The organism is Nguyenibacter vanlangensis (assembly GCF_013376155.1).
In the GTDB taxonomy this organism is placed as follows: domain Bacteria; phylum Pseudomonadota; class Alphaproteobacteria; order Acetobacterales; family Acetobacteraceae; genus Gluconacetobacter; species Gluconacetobacter vanlangensis.
On record NZ_JABXXP010000001.1, the window covers coordinates 1 to 15,620 of the forward strand.

Genomic DNA, 15,620 nt, shown 5'->3' on the forward strand with positions numbered 1-15,620 from the left:
GGTTACGCTGGTGGCGCGCGACCCCGCGGCGCTCGAGGACGCCGTGTCGCTGGTGCGCGCGCAGACCGGACGCGACGCGGTGGCAGTGGCTGCGGACCTGACGCGGGATGATGACCGGCAGCGGATCTTCGCCGCCTGTCCCCAACCCGACATTCTGGTGAATAATGGCGGCGGCATGCCGCCAGGCGATTTCCGCGACTGGGACAGGGCGCACTGGATCGCGGGCGTGGACATGATGATGGTGGCCCCGATCGACATGATCCGCCTTGCCGTGGACGGCATGACCGAACGCGGTTTCGGCCGCATCGTCAACATCGTCTCGCGCAGCGTGAAGAATCCGCAGGCCGAGATGGCTCTTTCCAACGCCGCGCGATCGGGGCTGGTGGCCTTTTCGTCGGGTCTGGCGCGACAGTTGGTCGCACGGAACGTCACGATCAACAATATCCTGCCGGGCATCATCGATTCGGCGGCACAGCATGCCCATGTCCATGACCTGTCGCGCATGACGGGGCGCAGCTACGACAGCATCTGGGCAGAGCGCGCTGCCGCCAACCCCGCGAAACGGTTCGGCGATGTCGAGGAGATCGCGGCGGCGGTCGCCTTCTTCTGCTCGCACAAGGCAGGCTTCATCACCGCCCAGAGCCTGCTGGTGGACGGGGGCGACTATCGCGGCCTGTTCTGAAACAGCATCAAACATTCCGAAAAGGAATATGTACGAGAGGCGTTTTGCCTTCTCATTCCGAGTCAGAAATAACATAATGACCGTCAGGACAAAGGTGATCATGGCAGGCGGGTTTCGGCCCCTCCTTTTCTCCTGCAACGGATGGACGTGAATCATGACGAAACCCTGGATCGGGGCACAACCCAAAGTCTGTGTCGCGCATGCTCATTACGATCTGAAGGGCGAGATGGAGCGCCGCCCCAATCCACCCCCCTGCGTCCAGGTCAACAACCTGGCGGATCTCGAGCAGGTCGCGGCCGATGCCGAGGTGCTGGTCGTTTCCATGCTGTGGAAGAACCATATTCTCGACTGGGCACCGAAATTGAAGCTGGTACAGTCGGTCAGTGCCGGCGTCGATCATTATGACCATGCCCTGTTCCGCGAACGCGGCGTGCATCTGTGCAGCGCCCGGGGGGTGAATGCGAACGCCGTTTCGGACCACGCGCTGGGCCTGCTGCTGAACCTGTCGCGCCGGCTTTTCGAAGCGCGCGACGACCAGAGGAATGCCTATTGGCGCCTGACCAGCAGCAACCCGAAAGACAGGCTGCAGGAACTGGACAGCAAGACCGTCCTGGTCGTGGGATTCGGCGGAATCGGGGCCCGCGTCGCCCGGCTTTGCAGGGCCTTCGGCATGAACGTGATCGCGATGCGCCGTTCGGTTCCCCAAACGCAGCCCGAGGACGTGCGAATCATCTCGAACCGGGATTTCCTGCCCACCCTGCCGCAGGCCGACGTGGTGATCCTGACCTGCCCGCTGACCGAAGAGACGTTCGAACTGGTGAATGCGGAAGCCTTCGCCGCCATGCGCCCCGACGCGGTGCTGATCAATGTGGCACGCGGCAAGGTCATCGACGAGGGCGCCATGATCGAGGCGCTGCAATCCGGGCAGATCGCCGGCGCGGCGCTGGACACGTTCGTCGAGGAGCCGCTGCCCGCCTCCTCTCCCCTCTGGTCGATGGACAACGTGATCGTGACGCCGCACGCGGCGGGCGAGACGCAGTTCTATGAACGGAACGTCGTGGACATCCTGCTGACGAACATCGGCGCGCTCGAAGCCGGCACCCCCCTGAAGAATCAGATCGTCTGACGACAGGCAGGGGGCGATTTCGGCTTTACGGTGCCGCCCGCCCCCCTAAACTCGATATGCGTTGTAAACGGTTCGCCTGATGGCGGCGGGGAGGTCCTGGAGTGACGACACGTCGAGCTTTTGCATCGGTCCTGGCCCTGGGCGGCGTCGCGGCCGCGACGTCCCTTGCGGGCATATGTCCGGCACGGGCGCAGGAAGAAGGGGGAACGATCGCGCGCATCAAGGCCTCGGGCAAGCTCCGCACCGCCGCCATTCCGGGAGCCGAACCGTTTTTTCACAAGGATATTCTAAAGGGCGGCTGGAGCGGCGCATGCGTCGACATGGTCAGGGACATGGCCGCTTCCCTGGGGGTCACGCCCGACATCGTCGAGGCCGAGTGGGGGACGTCGGTCATGGACCTCCAGACCGGCAAGATCGACGTCATGTTCGCCCTGAGCCCCACCCCCGCGCGGGCACTCCAGATCCAGTTCAGCGACATCGCCATCAATAACGCATTCACGGTGATTGCGAAAAACGGCCTGTCGGTCGCGACGTGGGACGATCTGGACAAACCCGAAATCCGCGTCGCCTTCGACACAGGGTCGTCGCACGACATCTTCGTCCGGCGCCGGCTGCCCCACTGCACCCCCGTGGCGGTCCAATCCCCGACCGACGCGATCATGGCGCTTCAGGCCGGACGCGCGGACTGCGTGGTGCAGGTGGTGGTGATCGCGGCCGTGATGCATGCGCGCAACCCGGCGGTAGGCGGGCTGATCCTGCCGCAGCCCGTGGTGCATCAGCCGACCTGTATCGGCGTGCCGGCCTCGCCCGACCCGCGTTTCCTGACCTTCGTCAATAACTGGCTTCTCTACAACCGTTCGGAGGGCATCGTGCAGGACTGGATGTTCAAGGCGCTGCGGGCCAGCAATGTCGACCCGGCATCGCTGCCGCCCGGCCTGGAATTCTGATGGCGATGCGGCCCGCACCATGACCTATCAATGGGATTTCGGCCCGATCCTTCAATACTGGTCTCTTTTCAGGATCGGTCTCGAATATACGTTGGGCTTCACCCTTGCCAGCGCGATCGTCGGCATGGTCGCGGGCCTGCTGCTGACGCTGGCCCGGCGCAGCGGCTGGAAGATCCTGTCCATCCCCGCCGGCGCGGTCGTCGAAATCTTCCGCTGCACGCCGGCCCTGGTGCAACTGGTGTGGTGCTACTACGCGCTGCCGGTCGTGCTGGGCCTTAGCCTGGCGCCCGCCACGGCGGCGCTGCTGGCGCTGTCGCTCTACGGCGCGGCATTCTACAGCGAAATCTTTCGCGCGGGCCTGGATTCGATCGACCGTGGCCAGTGGGATGCCGCCGCCGCGCTGGGCATGACGCCCTTCACGATGATGCGCCGGATCATCCTTCCGCAGGCCCTGCGGCGCATGACCGCCCCGCTCGTCAGCCAGGTGGTGCTGCAATTGAAGAACACGTCGCTGATTTCGGTCGTGACCGTCCCCGACCTCGTCTACCAGGGGCAGATGGTCGCCTCCGCCACCTACAAGCCGCTCGAGGTCTACACCACGATCGCAATCATCTATTTCCTGATCCTGTTTCCGATGACACAGGGCGCGCGGCTGCTGGAGCGTCGTCGTCATGGCTAGGGAACCGCTGATGATCGACATCGTGAACCTGTCCAAGCGCTTCGGCAGGCGCGAGGTGCTCAGGGACATCTCGCTGGGGGTGCCGAAGGGCAATGTGCTTGCCCTGATCGGCCCCAGCGGATCGGGAAAATCCACCTTGCTCCGTTGCGTCAATCTTCTGGAAGCCCCCGATTCCGGGTCGGTCACGATCGACAGCCATACGATGCGGTTCGGCGCCACGGCATCGCGCCACCGTACGGGGGCCATGGCGGCGTTCCGTGCCGAAGCCGGAATGGTTTTTCAGTCCTTCAACCTGTTTCCGCACCTGACGGTCCTGGAAAACGTGATGTCCGGCCCGCGTTTCGTGCGGGGCCAGTCGCGCGACGCGGCCGAGCGGATCGCCCGCCCGCTGCTGGAACGCATGGGAATGGAAAGTTTCGCCGACACCATGCCCGAACGTCTTTCCGGCGGCCAGAAGCAGCGCGTGGCGATTGCCCGCGCCCTGGCGATGGAACCGAAGGTCATGCTGTTCGATGAGGCGACATCCGCGCTCGACCCGCAGCGGGTGGCCGAGATCCTGAGCGTGATGCGCGACCTGGCGCAGGCGGGCATGACCCAGATCGTGGTCACGCATGAAATGTCCTATGCGCGGGACGTGGCCGATACCGTCGTCTTCATGGCGGACGGATACATCGTGGAATCGGGCCCGGCGCGGCAGGTCATCGAAGACCCGCGGGAAGAACGGACCCGGACGTTCCTGAAACATTTCCACATGGGAAAAGCCTGATGGCTGCCATGTCTTCTCCGCCGGCGCAGGGTGCCCGGCTCGTCGTCATCGGCGCGGGGGCCGTGGGCGTGACGATTGCGCTGCATCTGCGGCGCCTGGGGCATGACGTCACCCTTCTGTCCTCCGATGCGCCCGGATCGGAAAATGCGACGAGCTACGGCAATGCCGGGTGGCTGAGTCCGGGGTCCGTCGTACCGATTTCCATGCCCGGCATGTGGAAGAAGGTACCCGGCTATCTGCTGGATGCCCAGGGTCCGCTGCGCCTGCGTCCGTCATCCCTGCCGCATATCTGGCTGTGGCTGCTGCGCTTCGTCGCCTGTGGCGCCACCCGTGCCCGTGCCCGCGCCATCGCGTCGGCGCTGCGGCCGTTCCTGGCCGGTGCGGCGGACCGGCATGCCGCCCTGGCGGCGGAAGCGGGCGTTCCCGAACTGATCCAGCGCAAGGGGCTGCTGATCGTCTATCCGGATGAAGCTGCCTATAAGGCCGACGCCTTCGGCTGGCAGCTCCGGCGCGAAAACGGCGTACGGTGGAATACGCTCGACCGCGCGGCGCTGGAAGCGGTCTGCCCGGGCCTGAGCCCCCGATACGGCTTTGCGGCACAACTGCCCGATGGCGCCCATTGCGCCGATCCCGGGGGCTATGTGGCGGCCCTGGCCACGCTGGCACGCGCGCAGGGCGTGCACTTTGCCGACGGCCATGTCGGTGGCTTCGTGCTGGAGGCCGGGCAGGTGCGCGGTGTCCGTTCGTCGGGCCGGGTCGTGGCCTGCGACAGCATCATCGTCGCCGCCGGGATGGGCGCGCGCGCGCTGGGCAGGATGCTGGGAGATTCCGTGCCGCTGGTGAGCGAGCGCGGCTATCATGTCCAGGTTCCCGACCTGGCGGAGGAACCGCCCCTGCCCGTCATGATGTCGGACCTCAAATTCGGCATCACCCCGATGAGAGGGGGCATGCGTGCCGCCGGACAGGTGGAATTCGCGCCTGCGGGGGCACCGCCGGACTGGCGGCGGGCCCGTATCCTGCTCGATTGCCTGCGCGACGGCCTGCCCCTCGTGAAAATCGGCGGCTTCTCCACGGTCCGGCACTGGATGGGCAACCGGCCGTCGACACCCGACTGCCTGCCTGTCATCGGCCCTTCGCCCTCGACGCGGGGCGTGTTCTACGCCACGGGCCATGGGCATCTGGGACTGGTCAGCGCGCCTTGGACCGCGGAACTGATCGGGCGGATGATCGGCGGCGATACCGTCCCCGAGGCCGCGCCCTACGACCCCGCCCGGTTCCTTCGCTTCCGTCTCTGAGCGAACCATGAGCGTGATCGCGACCGAAGCACCGGCGCACGAGAGCCCTGCCGCCATCCGGCGGGGCGCGCTGGCGGCGATCCTGCTCTCGGTCCTGCTGGCGGTTCTCGATTACGCGGTCGCCAATATCGCCCTTCCGACGATCGCGACGGATCTGCACGCGTCCGCCTCGGTGTCGATCTGGGTCGTCAATGCCTATCAGCTCGTCAACTGCATGCTGCTTCTGCCGCTTGCCGCCTTCGCCGAACGCATCGGCGCGAAGAAAATCTGTCTGAGCGGGCTGGCGGTACTCATGGCGGGCTCGCTGCTCTGCGCCCTTTCGCACCATATCGCGACCCTCGCTTTCGCACGCGGCATACAGGGGGCCGGCGGCGCCGCGATCATGGCGGTCAATACCGCGCTCATCCGGATGGTCTGCCCCCCTGCCCGTCTCGGCCAGTGTCTCGCGCTCAACGCGCTGACCACGGCGCTGAGCGTGGCGCTGGGCCCGTCCGTCGCGGCGGCGATCCTCTATTGCACCGGTTCGTGGCGCTGGCTGTTCCTGTTCAACCTGCCGGCCGGCGCGCTGGTGTTCGCCTTGTGCAAGGTCCGCCTGCCCGCCACGCCGCCGCTCCGGCGCATGATCGACCCGCTGTCGGTCGTCCTGAACATGGCAGCCTTCTGCCTCATCCTGACCGGCAGCGATTTTCTGGCCCGCAACGCGTGGGCATCGGGTGGGACGATACTCGTCCTGCTGGGGGCGGTGGCAGGGGCCTTGCTGCTGGCGCGCCAAAGAGGGCACGCCGCTCCCCTGCTGCCGGTCGACCTGCTTGCGCGCCCCGCCTTTTCCATCGGCGTGATGACCTGTTTCCTGGGCTATACGGCGGCGAATTTCTTCATGATTTCGATCCCGTTCTCCCTGACCGGCCTGTTCGGCCGCTCGCCGGTCACGACGGGACTGCTGATCACGGCCTGGCCCGGGGCGATGGTTCTGACCGGGCCGCTCGTCGCCCGGCTTGCAGATCGGATCCCGGCGGGAACGCTGTCTTCGCTGGGGCTTGCGGTCAATGGCTTCGGTTTCCTGATGGTCAGGATGACGCCTCCCGATGCCGGGAATTTCGACATCATGTGGCGCTTCGCGCTGGCGGGCACGGGGTTCGCCATGTTCGTCTCGCCCAACAACCGCGCGATCCTGCTGGCCGCACCACATGGCCGCAGCGCAAGCGCCAGCGGCATGATCGCGCTCTCGCGCATCATGGGACAGACCTGCGGCGCGACGCTGGTGGCCATGATCATGGCCCGGGTGGCGAACCGGCCGACGCTGTTATGCCTGGATTACGCGGCTGCCGTCGCCTGGACGGCAGCCCTGCTGAGCCTGAGCCGCAAGATGAAAAGGAGGTTGCCATGCTCCTTCCCCGCCGCCTGATGCCGTCGATCCCCGAACTCGTCGCCTTCGAGGCCGCGGCCCGGCACCAGAATTTCAGCGCCGCCGCCGAGGAACTGAGCCTCACTCAGGGCGCGATCAGCAAGCAGATCCGCAATATGGAAATGACGCTGGGCGTGTCCCTGTTCGACAGGCGCCGCAAGCGTCTGGTCATGACGCGCCAGGCCAAGTCGATCCTGCCGTCCGTGATTTCGATCCTCGAGCAGATCGCCGGCACGACCTATCGCGTCCTGTCCGCGGGAGACGGCGAGAACACGCTGAACCTGCATATGTTCTCCACCTTTTCGTCCCGGTGGCTGATCCCCCGCCTGCCGCGGCTGATCAGGCAATATCCACAGATCAAGGTCAATATCACGACGGTCTTCGAACCGTTCAGCTTCGACGGGTCCGATTGCGATATCGCGGTACATTATGGCGCGCCGGTCTGGCCGGACGGGCAGCTCCATCATCTGTTCGACGAAACGATCGTCCCGGTATGCAGCCCGGCCTTTCGCGACGCGACGAAACTGGAGACGGCCGAGGATCTTGCACGGGTCAGCCTTATCCAACTGACCACCCGGCCCGCCTTGTGGGATTTCTGGTTCGCACAGGTGAACGTCACCGGCGCCGCATCATTCAAGGGGCATGTCTTCGACCAGTTCAACGCGACGATCGAGGCGGCGATGGCAGGCTTCGGCGTGGCGCTCGTCCCCACGATCTTCGTGGAACGCGAGCTTGCCGATGGCACGCTCTGCGTCGTCTCCAACGAGACGATCCGTTCACGCGGGGCCTATTACGTCGTGACTCCGGTCGAAAAAGCCCACGATCCCACCATCTCCGCCTTTATCCGCTGGATCTGCGCGGAAAGCGCCGCTTATGGCGGCCTGGGCGAGGCCGCGCCGGGGACCCTGCATTTCAACGGATATGAAGGAACGAGGAATTGATCGACATTCTCTACCTCGATACGAATCATCGCCGATCCCGCGCCGTCGTGGCGAATGGCGTGGTATACGTGGCCGGCCATAGCACCGCCGACCGCAGCCAGGACGCCGCCATTGCCGATATCCGGCCGAAGGATCAGGCGGCATTGTCTTTTGAAAAGAGCGGGCGGCTGTCGGGAGCGGAGGCAGAAGGAATCCAGCGGCCGAGCCAGCGCGCAAGGCCCGGCCCGGTGAACAGGACCAGCACGAAACGCACCGTCTGCATCGCCATCACGAAAGACATATCCACCCCAGGCGTGGTGGAGGCGATGATGGCGATCGTATCCTCGCCGCCCGGGCTGCAGGACAACCAGGCGGAGAGCGGGTCCGTCTGGCCGCACAGGACCAGCAGCCACGCCACCGCGCCCGACGCCGCGATGATCAGCGACGTCGACAGCACGACCCAGGGCGACGCGCGCAGGGCATGGCGAACGATCCCGGGCGTGAAGCGCAGGCCGATCCCCCATCCCAGCGCCGCATAGGCAGGAACGCGGACCCATCCGGGCAGGACGATGGTCAGCAGGCCCGTATCCTGCAACGCAGCGCTGACGACCAGCGGTACCATCAGCGCACCGGCGGGAATACGCCATTTCCGGGCAAGGAACGACGACACGGCAACGGTCAGAAGCGTTCCGGCGATCGCGCCGGCGTCTCCGCCGGCCGCGGACACCGGAATCGGCCCCGGCGTCGCCGGAGCCGCAGCGAAAAACCGCGTGGCCGCCGCGGCACTTCCCGAGACGAAGATCACGCGCAGATATTGCATGAAGGCGACAAGCCGCATATCGGCGCCGTAACTGGCGGACATGATCGTCATCGCAGTCGCGGCACCCGGCGACGCCCCCCATAACGCCGTCGTCCCCGGCAGGACCCCGGTCCGCGCGAGGGCGAAGCCCGCGGCGGCGCTGACCAGCACGACGGCCAGGACCCCGGCGAAAAAGACCGGCCCCTTGTCGAGGATGCTAGCCAGAACGGACAAGGGCAGGCTGGTGGCGATCAGGCAGCCGATCACCCCCAGGGCCAGCGGAAAGATCGGGCCGGGAAACCGCAATTCCTGCCCCGTGACACCGGCAACGATGGCACAGATCATCGGGCCCAGCAGCGCCGACGCCGGCAGGCCGGCACGGCGAAACAGTTCGGCCAGCACCATCGACCCCGCGACCAGGACCACCCAGCGCGGCAGCAGCCTGCACATGGCCATGAAGCCCGAACCGACGTCAGACATAGGACATGTCCCGGATCGGGTCAGAGGGAGAGGTCCAGTTGCATGTAGTAATAGCCGCCGAACAGACCCATCTGCTGAACATCCATGTTATAGATTTCGGATCCGAGATATTGCACCGCGTACGGAAGCTTGCGGGGATAGGCGTTGCCGACATTGTTGGCGCCCAACGTGGCGTGCAGGCGCGGCGTCACCTGATAGCCGATCGCAAGGTCGGTCTGAAAGCGCGGCGTCTGGACCCAGCGCAGGAACTGCGTGACCGAATTGACCATGGAAGCCGGCACGTCGTTCCAATAGGTATTGTTCGACGTCGTGCGTCCGTAGCGGGTTTCATGCACCGAGAAATCCAGCTTTCCCCAGGTCCAGCGGCCGCCGAAGATCAGCTTGTTGCGCGGCATGTACGAGGTCAGGAACGACCTCTGCTGCGCGTTCAGCAGCGTGTTCCCGTTCAGGTCGGTTCCGACGGAACGGACGTTGGTCTGGTTGAAATTGACCGCCGCGTCCCAGTTGATTCTTCCATATCGGCCCAGATTGGTCAGATAGGTGGCCGTGATGTCCATGCCGCGCGTGCGCGTCGATGCACCGTTCGTCTCATACTGTGCCGTGGCGGTCGCCGACGTGGAGGGAAAGAAGAGACCCGACAGTTCCATCGCCTCAATGGCCTTGGCACCACCATAGACGCCACCGATCACGATACGGTCACGAATGTCGATCTGATAGGCATCCAGGGAGACATGCATATTCGGGATCGGATTGAGGATGATGCCGGCGCTGAAGCTCGTCGAGCGTTCGGGCTTCAGCGGCCGGGCGCCCAGCAGCCTGGCGCCGGGCGAGTGCACGCCCAGGACACCGGAGGCCGATGTCGGCGATTCCGTCAGACTGGAAAAGTTCTGCTCGGCGAGGGTCGGCGCGCGGAAACCGCTGCTGACGGTGCCACGAACGGCAAGATACCTGTTCAGGTCATAACGGGTTGAGACCTTGCCGATCTCGGTATCGCCGACATCGGTGTAATGTTCGAACCGTCCAGCAAAATCCGCTTTCCATCCCTTCAGGAACTCCGTCCCGACATCGATATACCCCGCCGTCACGTCGCGGCTCGACGTGCTGGCGAGGCCCGGCGGAATCGCATGCTGGCCCTGGGCGCCCGATATATAATAGGCGTCGTAATCGCCGGCACCGATCTTGTAGGTCTCGTACCGATATTCGGCACCGATCGAGAAATTGAGTGGGCCCGCCAGAATACCCGTATCGAAGCTGCGCCGGAAGTCGAGATTGTTCGTCCATTGCGTGGCCGTATAGGCAGTCTGGTGGAATTCGGTCGGTGTATAGCCGTAGGTCTGGAGAAAGCTCTGGCTGCCGGTATTGGCGATGTTCACGTCGTTATGGTTGCCGCCGTACGTCGTCGACAGATCGAAATCGAAGCCCAGGAACGCCTTCCCTTTGAAGCCGACCGTAACACCGTAATCGGTCTCGTCGGTCTGGATGATGGGGACATAGCCGTTAGGGAAGAGCGTGGGGAAGGTCGCCCCCGGCACGTCCACACCGGTCCGGAAATTCTGCAGCGCGTCGGCGACCTTATGGCCGAAGGTCGAGAAGGAATAAAGCGTCAGGCCGTTCTCGACGTTGTATTCCATATTGTAGCCGAGCACGACCTGGACCGCGCGCGGCATGCTCATGATCGGATTATCGTATCTGTTCGTACGCTTGTCCCATCCGCCACGGATGGCATGATCCTGGAACTTGAAGTCCGCGCCTAGGTTGAAGAAGCCGTCGTTCGGCAATGCGAATCCGGCCCCGATATAATCCTTCGAGGTAAAACCGTCGCCCTTGTAATATCCGCCATTATTGGCCGACATCTGGATGCCATGCTTGCGGTGCGTCAGAATGACGTTGATGACCCCCGCGATGGCGTCCGACCCGTACTGGGCGGCTGCACCGTCTTCCAGCACCTCGATATGATCGATTTCCGAGACCGGAATCATGTCGATATCGACCGGCGTGGTCCCCTGTTGCGGACCGGGCGCGTAATAGACCGTCGACGTGGTGTGGCGGCGCTTGCCATCGACCAGAATGAGTGTCTGGTTCGACGTCAGGCCGCGCATGTTGATCGAGTCAATCGTATTGGCCGTCCCCGTACCGACGGTCTGGCGGGTCAGAGACGGAATCAGCGTGGTCAGCGCATCGCGCAGGTCGGCCTGCCCGGTGGATTTGAGCTGCGCCGCCGAGATGACGACCACAGGGCTGATACTGTCGCGCGCTCTCGCGTGCGGATCGCGCGTTCCTGTCACGATCACCTGCTCCTCGGCATCTCCCGAGGCATAATGGCGTGCGGCAGGGGCCTTGACTGGCGCCAGGACAGAGGCTGCCGTCGGCGCGGGCGTCGAGCCAGCGGCGGCATGACCCTTTGCCGCACGCGCCGACTTGGTATTCGTGCCGGTCGCCGCAAAACCCTTGGACGCGATCACGGCCGGAAGTACAACGGCAAGAGCCGTCGAGAAAAGTGCCTGACGTTTCATTCTGCTCCGCCTTCTTCGCCTCTTTTGCGCCGCCGACGCGGAAGTCTCCAACCACGGATCATTCCGGCCGGACGGCTACCTCATTCCGCCAGGCCCCGAACCCGATCCATGAAGGAGCCTACCTCAGTTCGAATAGGTAACAAAACATATATGGGTCCCGACCCGATATTGTTTTTACGGTTAAGATGAAAAGAATTCATGGAAAGATTGGATGTTGTCCTTCCCCAGATGCGTGGGCATGACCTCGCCCGCCAAGGAGCAGCCAACCGGGATTTTTGTCTCTGCCGGGTCCTGGGAGTTCCGATTTCGTAATAATGTGATATCGATGTGCTTCCCCATGAGGAAAATAGAAATGTCGCCTTCTCGAACCGAGGAAATTCCAAGTAGAATCGGAACGGTCGAGCAATGGCTTGATCCCCTACGCATTCGCTCGGCCACATCGTGCTGGCGCCCAACAGGACAGGAGTGAAACCCGATGCTTTTAAAGAGACGACACCTGCTGATGGGCCTTGCCGGCACGGCGGCACCCACAGCCCTGGCCGCGTCGCCCCGCAAATCGGTGGTCGTCGTGGGAGCCGGCATCATCGGCGCATCGGTCGGCTATCACCTTGCCTCCTACGGTGCTGACGTCACGATTATCGACCGTGCCGGCCCGGGGCAGGAAACCACGGCCAAATCCTTTGCCTGGCTGAACGCGTTCAACAAGAAACCCTATTCCTATTATACATTGAACATGCTCGGCATCCTGGGCTGGCGTCGCCTCCAGCAGGAGATCGGCAACGACCTCGCCATTCAGTGGGGCGGCGGCGTCGCGTGGCACGCCGACGAGCAGAATGCCGTGGAAGAAACGCTGGACATCATTCGCCGGCTCGAAGGCTGGGGTTATCCCATCCGCAGGACCGGCAAGGCGGAGGTCGAGGCCCAGTTGCCGGGCGTTCGCACCGGATCGTGCGCCATTGCCTGGAAATCCGATATCGACGGGACGGTGGACCCGGTCGCCGCGGCAAAGGCCCTGGTCGCGGCCGCGGCCGGAAAGGGCGCGCGCCTGGCCATGGGCACGAACGTGCTGGCGCTTGACCGGACGGGCGGGCATGTAACGGGCGTGCAGACAAGCAAGGGCCTGATCCGCGCGGATCACGTCGTGCTCTGCATGGGCAATGATACACCGGCGATGGCGGCAACGGCCGGATTGAAGACCCCCCTCAAGGAATCAAGAGGTGTCCTGGCCCATACCGAGCCGCTTCGCCCCCTTTTCGGACAGGTCATCATGCCGCCGGGCTGCGACATCAAGCAGAATCCCGATGGACGCCTTGTCACCGGCTCCAATTTCGGCGACAGCGGCGATACGCCGGCCAACGCCGCCACGGGGGCGAGATTCCTGGCGCAGGTCCGAAAGTTCTTCCCCCACTTGCCCCCCATGCCGCTCGAATTCATGACCCTCGGTCACAGGGTCCTGCCGGTCGACGGGCACCCTATCGTCGGCGCTTCGGCCAGCGATCCGAACGTCTACGCCGCCGTCATGCACAGCGGCATGACGCAGGCGCCGATCATGGGGCAGTGCATCGCGATGGAGGTCCTGAACGGTGTTTCCGTCGACTGGCTCTCCGATTATCGGCCCAGCCGGTTCGCGTGACCGTCAGCGCATTCCATGCGGGAAGTCATGAACGGCCTTCCCAGCATCCCCCGAGCCAGGTCTCGCCCCCTATCCGGCCCGCAGATGAAACCGCGTCATTTCGGACGGCACGCCCAGACGGAGTGCGAAGCCGGGCCAGAGACCGGTCCCGTTACTGACATAAAGCGTCATGCCGGCCACATCGTATCGCCCGGAGACGAAACCGTTATTGCCGCGCGCGACGAGTCGGTCGAGGCCGAGGATCATCCCGCCATGCGTATGGCCCGAGAGCTGAAGCGCCACGCCGCGGGCTGCCGCAGCGGGGGCGTCGCCGGGCTGATGATCGAGCAGCACGACCGGCGCATCCCGAGGGCTCCCGTCCAGCGCCGCGTCGAGATCCGGGACCGTATGCCCGTGCCTGTGTGCGGAACGATCGGTCACCCCGGCGATCACCAGAGACGCCGTCCCGCGCGTGATGATCCTGTGCTGGTTTTCCAGCACATCGAAACCCAGCGCCGACAGATGGCGCATCCAGTCCGCATAGTCGAAAAAATATTCATGGTTGCCCGGAGCGGCCAGAACGCCGTCCGGCGCACGCAGCCGCGCGAGCGGCGCGATGTCGGCACGGCGCATATCCACTGATCCGTCGATGAAATCCCCGGTCACGACGATCAGGTCGGCGCCCGCCGCGTTGGCCCGCGCCACGACACGGGCGGCCCATTTCGCAGAGAAGAGCCGCGTGATATGCAGATCACTCAACTGGAGCAGCCGATATCCGTCGAACAGCGGGGACAATCCGCGTATGACGACGATCTCGTCCCTGACGGGCGGCACCCGCAGCGCATTGACGACGCCGGTTGCCGCCAGCAGCGCGGCCACTCCACCCACCGCAATGCGGGCTTCCGCGCCGATATGAACCGGCTGCCATGTCACCAGCGCGATCACCAACACGCCGCAATCGAGCGCGAGCTGGAGCAGCGTGAGAAACAGGACCGTCCCGACCGCCCAGTTGAACAGGATGATGAGCGGCTTCGGGAACTCCGGCGCGAACACCGAGCCCGAGGAGAGCCTGCTCCAGAACTGGTATTGCGACGCCACGATGACGCAGACGGCCACCAGGACTTTCACGGCCAGGGGAAGAGGCAGCGGCCATAACCAGTTCAGGATCACGATCGACAGGAGCAGGCCGAAAATAATGACGCGCAAGAGTGTAGGATCCTCATGGGTAAGCAGAAGAGCCGGCGGCTTGACTGCCTCCGCCGTCCGGTTGCGCGGTCGTGACCCTACGCCGGATCGAAGTGCGGTTCGCGCGAACGCCTCAGGCGAAGCGTTCCCCGACCATGTCCTCGCTTTTCGTCCACAGGGCCTCGGCGCGTGCCGGATCGAGAGCGTAGGCGCGTACCCCCGCATTGACCAGACTGATCGGCTGATCGTCCGGCACGACATCGCTGACGCGGCAATTCTCGCAATAGCGCCCGCCTACCGCGTCGGCCCCGGCGACCACGCCGGCCCATACGGATGTTGCTGCGCCCTGCGGAATGCTCTTGAACTGGAACGGCTTCTGGCCCTCGGCGGCGGCCTGCTCATTGATCCGGCTCACCATGGCTTCGATCTCACCGGGCGCCATATGCCGCGCCAGTTCCGTCATGATTCCACCGGGATGCACCGCCGTCGCCCGCACGCCCCGCGCGCGATGCCGTGCATCGAATGCGACGGCGAAGAGAATGTTGGCGGTCTTGGAGCGCCCATAGGCCACGAACGGCTCATAAGGCGTATGCTCGAAATTAGGGTCGTCAAGATCGACGTTGGCGAAGCGATGTCCGGCCGACGACACATTGACCAGCCGGGCGCCGTCACGCATCAGGCCGGCGATCCGGTTGACCAGGACGAAATGTCCCAGATGATTGGTGCCGAACTGCGTCTCGAACCCGTCCTTCGTATGCCCGAACGGCGTCGCCATGACGCCTGCATTGGCGATCACCAGATCGAACGGCGCGCCTTGCGCGTTCAGACGGTCGGCGCAGGCCCGCACGCTCGCCAGATCCGCGAGGTCCAGAGCGGTCAGTTCGAACGCGCCGCCGCCCTGGTCCGCAGCCGCGCGAACCTGTTCCGTCGCGCGCTCCGCTTTCGCAAGATCGCGCGCCGCGCCCACGACATGCGCGCCATGAGCCACCAGCGCCCGGGCCGTCTCGACGCCCAGCCCGGCGGAAACGCCGGTCACGAGAACGCGCCTGCCCTTCAGGGACACGCCGGAGAGAACATCGTCGGTCGTCGAGGTTGCGCCAAAAATCTGTGTCATCGGTGGAACTCCTCGAAATGGAACATGCATTTCTTGCCGAAACGGCACTCGGTGTCATATGTGGAGTATCGCTCCGTTTTATATATACGGAGCGATA

At 64.5% G+C, this 15,620-nt stretch carries 13 protein-coding genes; 9 read left to right on the plus strand and 4 right to left on the minus strand.

Features of this window, described 5'->3' with window-relative positions:
• From HUK84_RS00005 to HUK84_RS00040, 8 genes are all read left to right on the plus strand, one after another.
• Nucleotides 1–682: SDR family oxidoreductase (locus tag HUK84_RS00005; protein ID WP_176638354.1), on the plus strand; the 682-nt coding region annotated here is incomplete at its 5' end.
• A 154-nt stretch (nt 683–836) separates the two neighbouring features.
• Nucleotides 837–1,808 carry a D-2-hydroxyacid dehydrogenase gene (locus HUK84_RS00010; protein ID WP_176638355.1) on the plus strand — a complete coding sequence of 324 codons (972 nt, stop codon included), beginning with the start codon at nt 837–839 and terminating at the stop codon, nt 1,806–1,808.
• A gap of 101 nt (nt 1,809–1,909) precedes the next feature.
• A complete protein-coding gene (locus HUK84_RS00015; protein ID WP_176638356.1) occupies nt 1,910–2,755 on the plus strand; it encodes a transporter substrate-binding domain-containing protein in 846 nt (281 codons plus the stop codon).
• A 19-nt stretch (nt 2,756–2,774) separates the two neighbouring features.
• Nucleotides 2,775–3,434 (plus strand): amino acid ABC transporter permease, encoded by a 660-nt coding sequence (locus HUK84_RS00020; RefSeq protein ID WP_176638357.1) that lies wholly within the window; start codon nt 2,775–2,777, stop codon nt 3,432–3,434.
• Complete coding sequence (locus tag HUK84_RS00025; protein ID WP_281362702.1) at nt 3,427–4,200, plus strand: amino acid ABC transporter ATP-binding protein; 774 nt, start codon at nt 3,427–3,429, stop codon at nt 4,198–4,200. The genes HUK84_RS00020 and HUK84_RS00025 overlap by 8 nt, the downstream gene beginning before the upstream one ends.
• A gap of 8 nt (nt 4,201–4,208) precedes the next feature.
• Nucleotides 4,209–5,495, plus strand: coding sequence for an NAD(P)/FAD-dependent oxidoreductase (locus tag HUK84_RS00030; protein ID WP_176638359.1), 1,287 nt, complete (start codon nt 4,209–4,211; stop codon nt 5,493–5,495).
• A gap of 7 nt (nt 5,496–5,502) precedes the next feature.
• Nucleotides 5,503–6,900, plus strand: a complete 1,398-nt coding sequence (locus HUK84_RS00035; protein ID WP_176638360.1) for an MFS transporter — start codon at nt 5,503–5,505, stop codon at nt 6,898–6,900.
• Nucleotides 6,879–7,841 (plus strand): LysR substrate-binding domain-containing protein, encoded by a 963-nt coding sequence (locus HUK84_RS00040; protein WP_176638361.1) that lies wholly within the window; start codon nt 6,879–6,881, stop codon nt 7,839–7,841. Before HUK84_RS00035 ends, HUK84_RS00040 begins: the two co-directional genes overlap by 22 nt.
• A 133-nt stretch (nt 7,842–7,974) precedes the next feature.
• On the opposite strand, the gene HUK84_RS00045 is transcribed toward HUK84_RS00040, so the two are convergent.
• Nucleotides 7,975–9,099 (minus strand): AbrB family transcriptional regulator, encoded by a 1,125-nt coding sequence (locus HUK84_RS00045; RefSeq protein WP_176638362.1) that lies wholly within the window; start codon nt 9,097–9,099, stop codon nt 7,975–7,977.
• 20 nt (nt 9,100–9,119) lie between these two features.
• Complete coding sequence (locus HUK84_RS00050) at nt 9,120–11,612, minus strand: TonB-dependent receptor plug domain-containing protein (RefSeq protein WP_176638363.1); 2,493 nt, start codon at nt 11,610–11,612, stop codon at nt 9,120–9,122.
• 475 nt (nt 11,613–12,087) lie between these two features.
• Here HUK84_RS00050 and HUK84_RS00055 point away from each other — a divergent pair, with 475 nt between their 5' ends.
• Nucleotides 12,088–13,245 (plus strand): NAD(P)/FAD-dependent oxidoreductase, encoded by a 1,158-nt coding sequence (locus HUK84_RS00055; RefSeq protein ID WP_176638364.1) that lies wholly within the window; start codon nt 12,088–12,090, stop codon nt 13,243–13,245.
• 69 nt (nt 13,246–13,314) lie between these two features.
• Here the strand turns inward: HUK84_RS00055 and HUK84_RS00060 are convergent, their stop codons facing one another.
• Both HUK84_RS00060 and HUK84_RS00065 read right to left on the minus strand, forming a co-directional pair.
• Nucleotides 13,315–14,430, minus strand: a complete 1,116-nt coding sequence (locus HUK84_RS00060; RefSeq protein WP_176638365.1) for a metallophosphoesterase — start codon at nt 14,428–14,430, stop codon at nt 13,315–13,317.
• Nucleotides 14,431–14,542: 112 nt separating this feature from the next.
• Nucleotides 14,543–15,523 (minus strand): SDR family NAD(P)-dependent oxidoreductase, encoded by a 981-nt coding sequence (locus HUK84_RS00065; RefSeq protein ID WP_176638366.1) that lies wholly within the window; start codon nt 15,521–15,523, stop codon nt 14,543–14,545.
• Nucleotides 15,524–15,620 lie beyond the last annotated feature (97 nt).

Bases quoted from the DNA above. Each gene is read 5' to 3' on its own strand.
- HUK84_RS00010 (WP_176638355.1), top strand. From the start codon at position 837: ATGACGAAACCCTGGATCGGGGCACAACCCAAAGTCTGTGTCGCGCAT.
- HUK84_RS00020 (WP_176638357.1), top strand. From the start codon at position 2,775: ATGACCTATCAATGGGATTTCGGCCCGATCCTTCAATACTGGTCTCTT.
- HUK84_RS00025 (WP_281362702.1), top strand. From the start codon at position 3,427: ATGGCTAGGGAACCGCTGATGATCGACATCGTGAACCTGTCCAAGCGC.
- HUK84_RS00030 (WP_176638359.1), top strand. From the start codon at position 4,209: ATGTCTTCTCCGCCGGCGCAGGGTGCCCGGCTCGTCGTCATCGGCGCG.
- HUK84_RS00035 (WP_176638360.1), top strand. From the start codon at position 5,503: ATGAGCGTGATCGCGACCGAAGCACCGGCGCACGAGAGCCCTGCCGCC.
- HUK84_RS00040 (WP_176638361.1), top strand. From the start codon at position 6,879: ATGCTCCTTCCCCGCCGCCTGATGCCGTCGATCCCCGAACTCGTCGCC.
- HUK84_RS00045 (WP_176638362.1), bottom strand. From the start codon at position 9,099: ATGTCTGACGTCGGTTCGGGCTTCATGGCCATGTGCAGGCTGCTGCCG.
- HUK84_RS00050 (WP_176638363.1), bottom strand. From the start codon at position 11,612: ATGAAACGTCAGGCACTTTTCTCGACGGCTCTTGCCGTTGTACTTCCG.
- HUK84_RS00055 (WP_176638364.1), top strand. From the start codon at position 12,088: ATGCTTTTAAAGAGACGACACCTGCTGATGGGCCTTGCCGGCACGGCG.
- HUK84_RS00065 (WP_176638366.1), bottom strand. From the start codon at position 15,523: ATGACACAGATTTTTGGCGCAACCTCGACGACCGACGATGTTCTCTCC.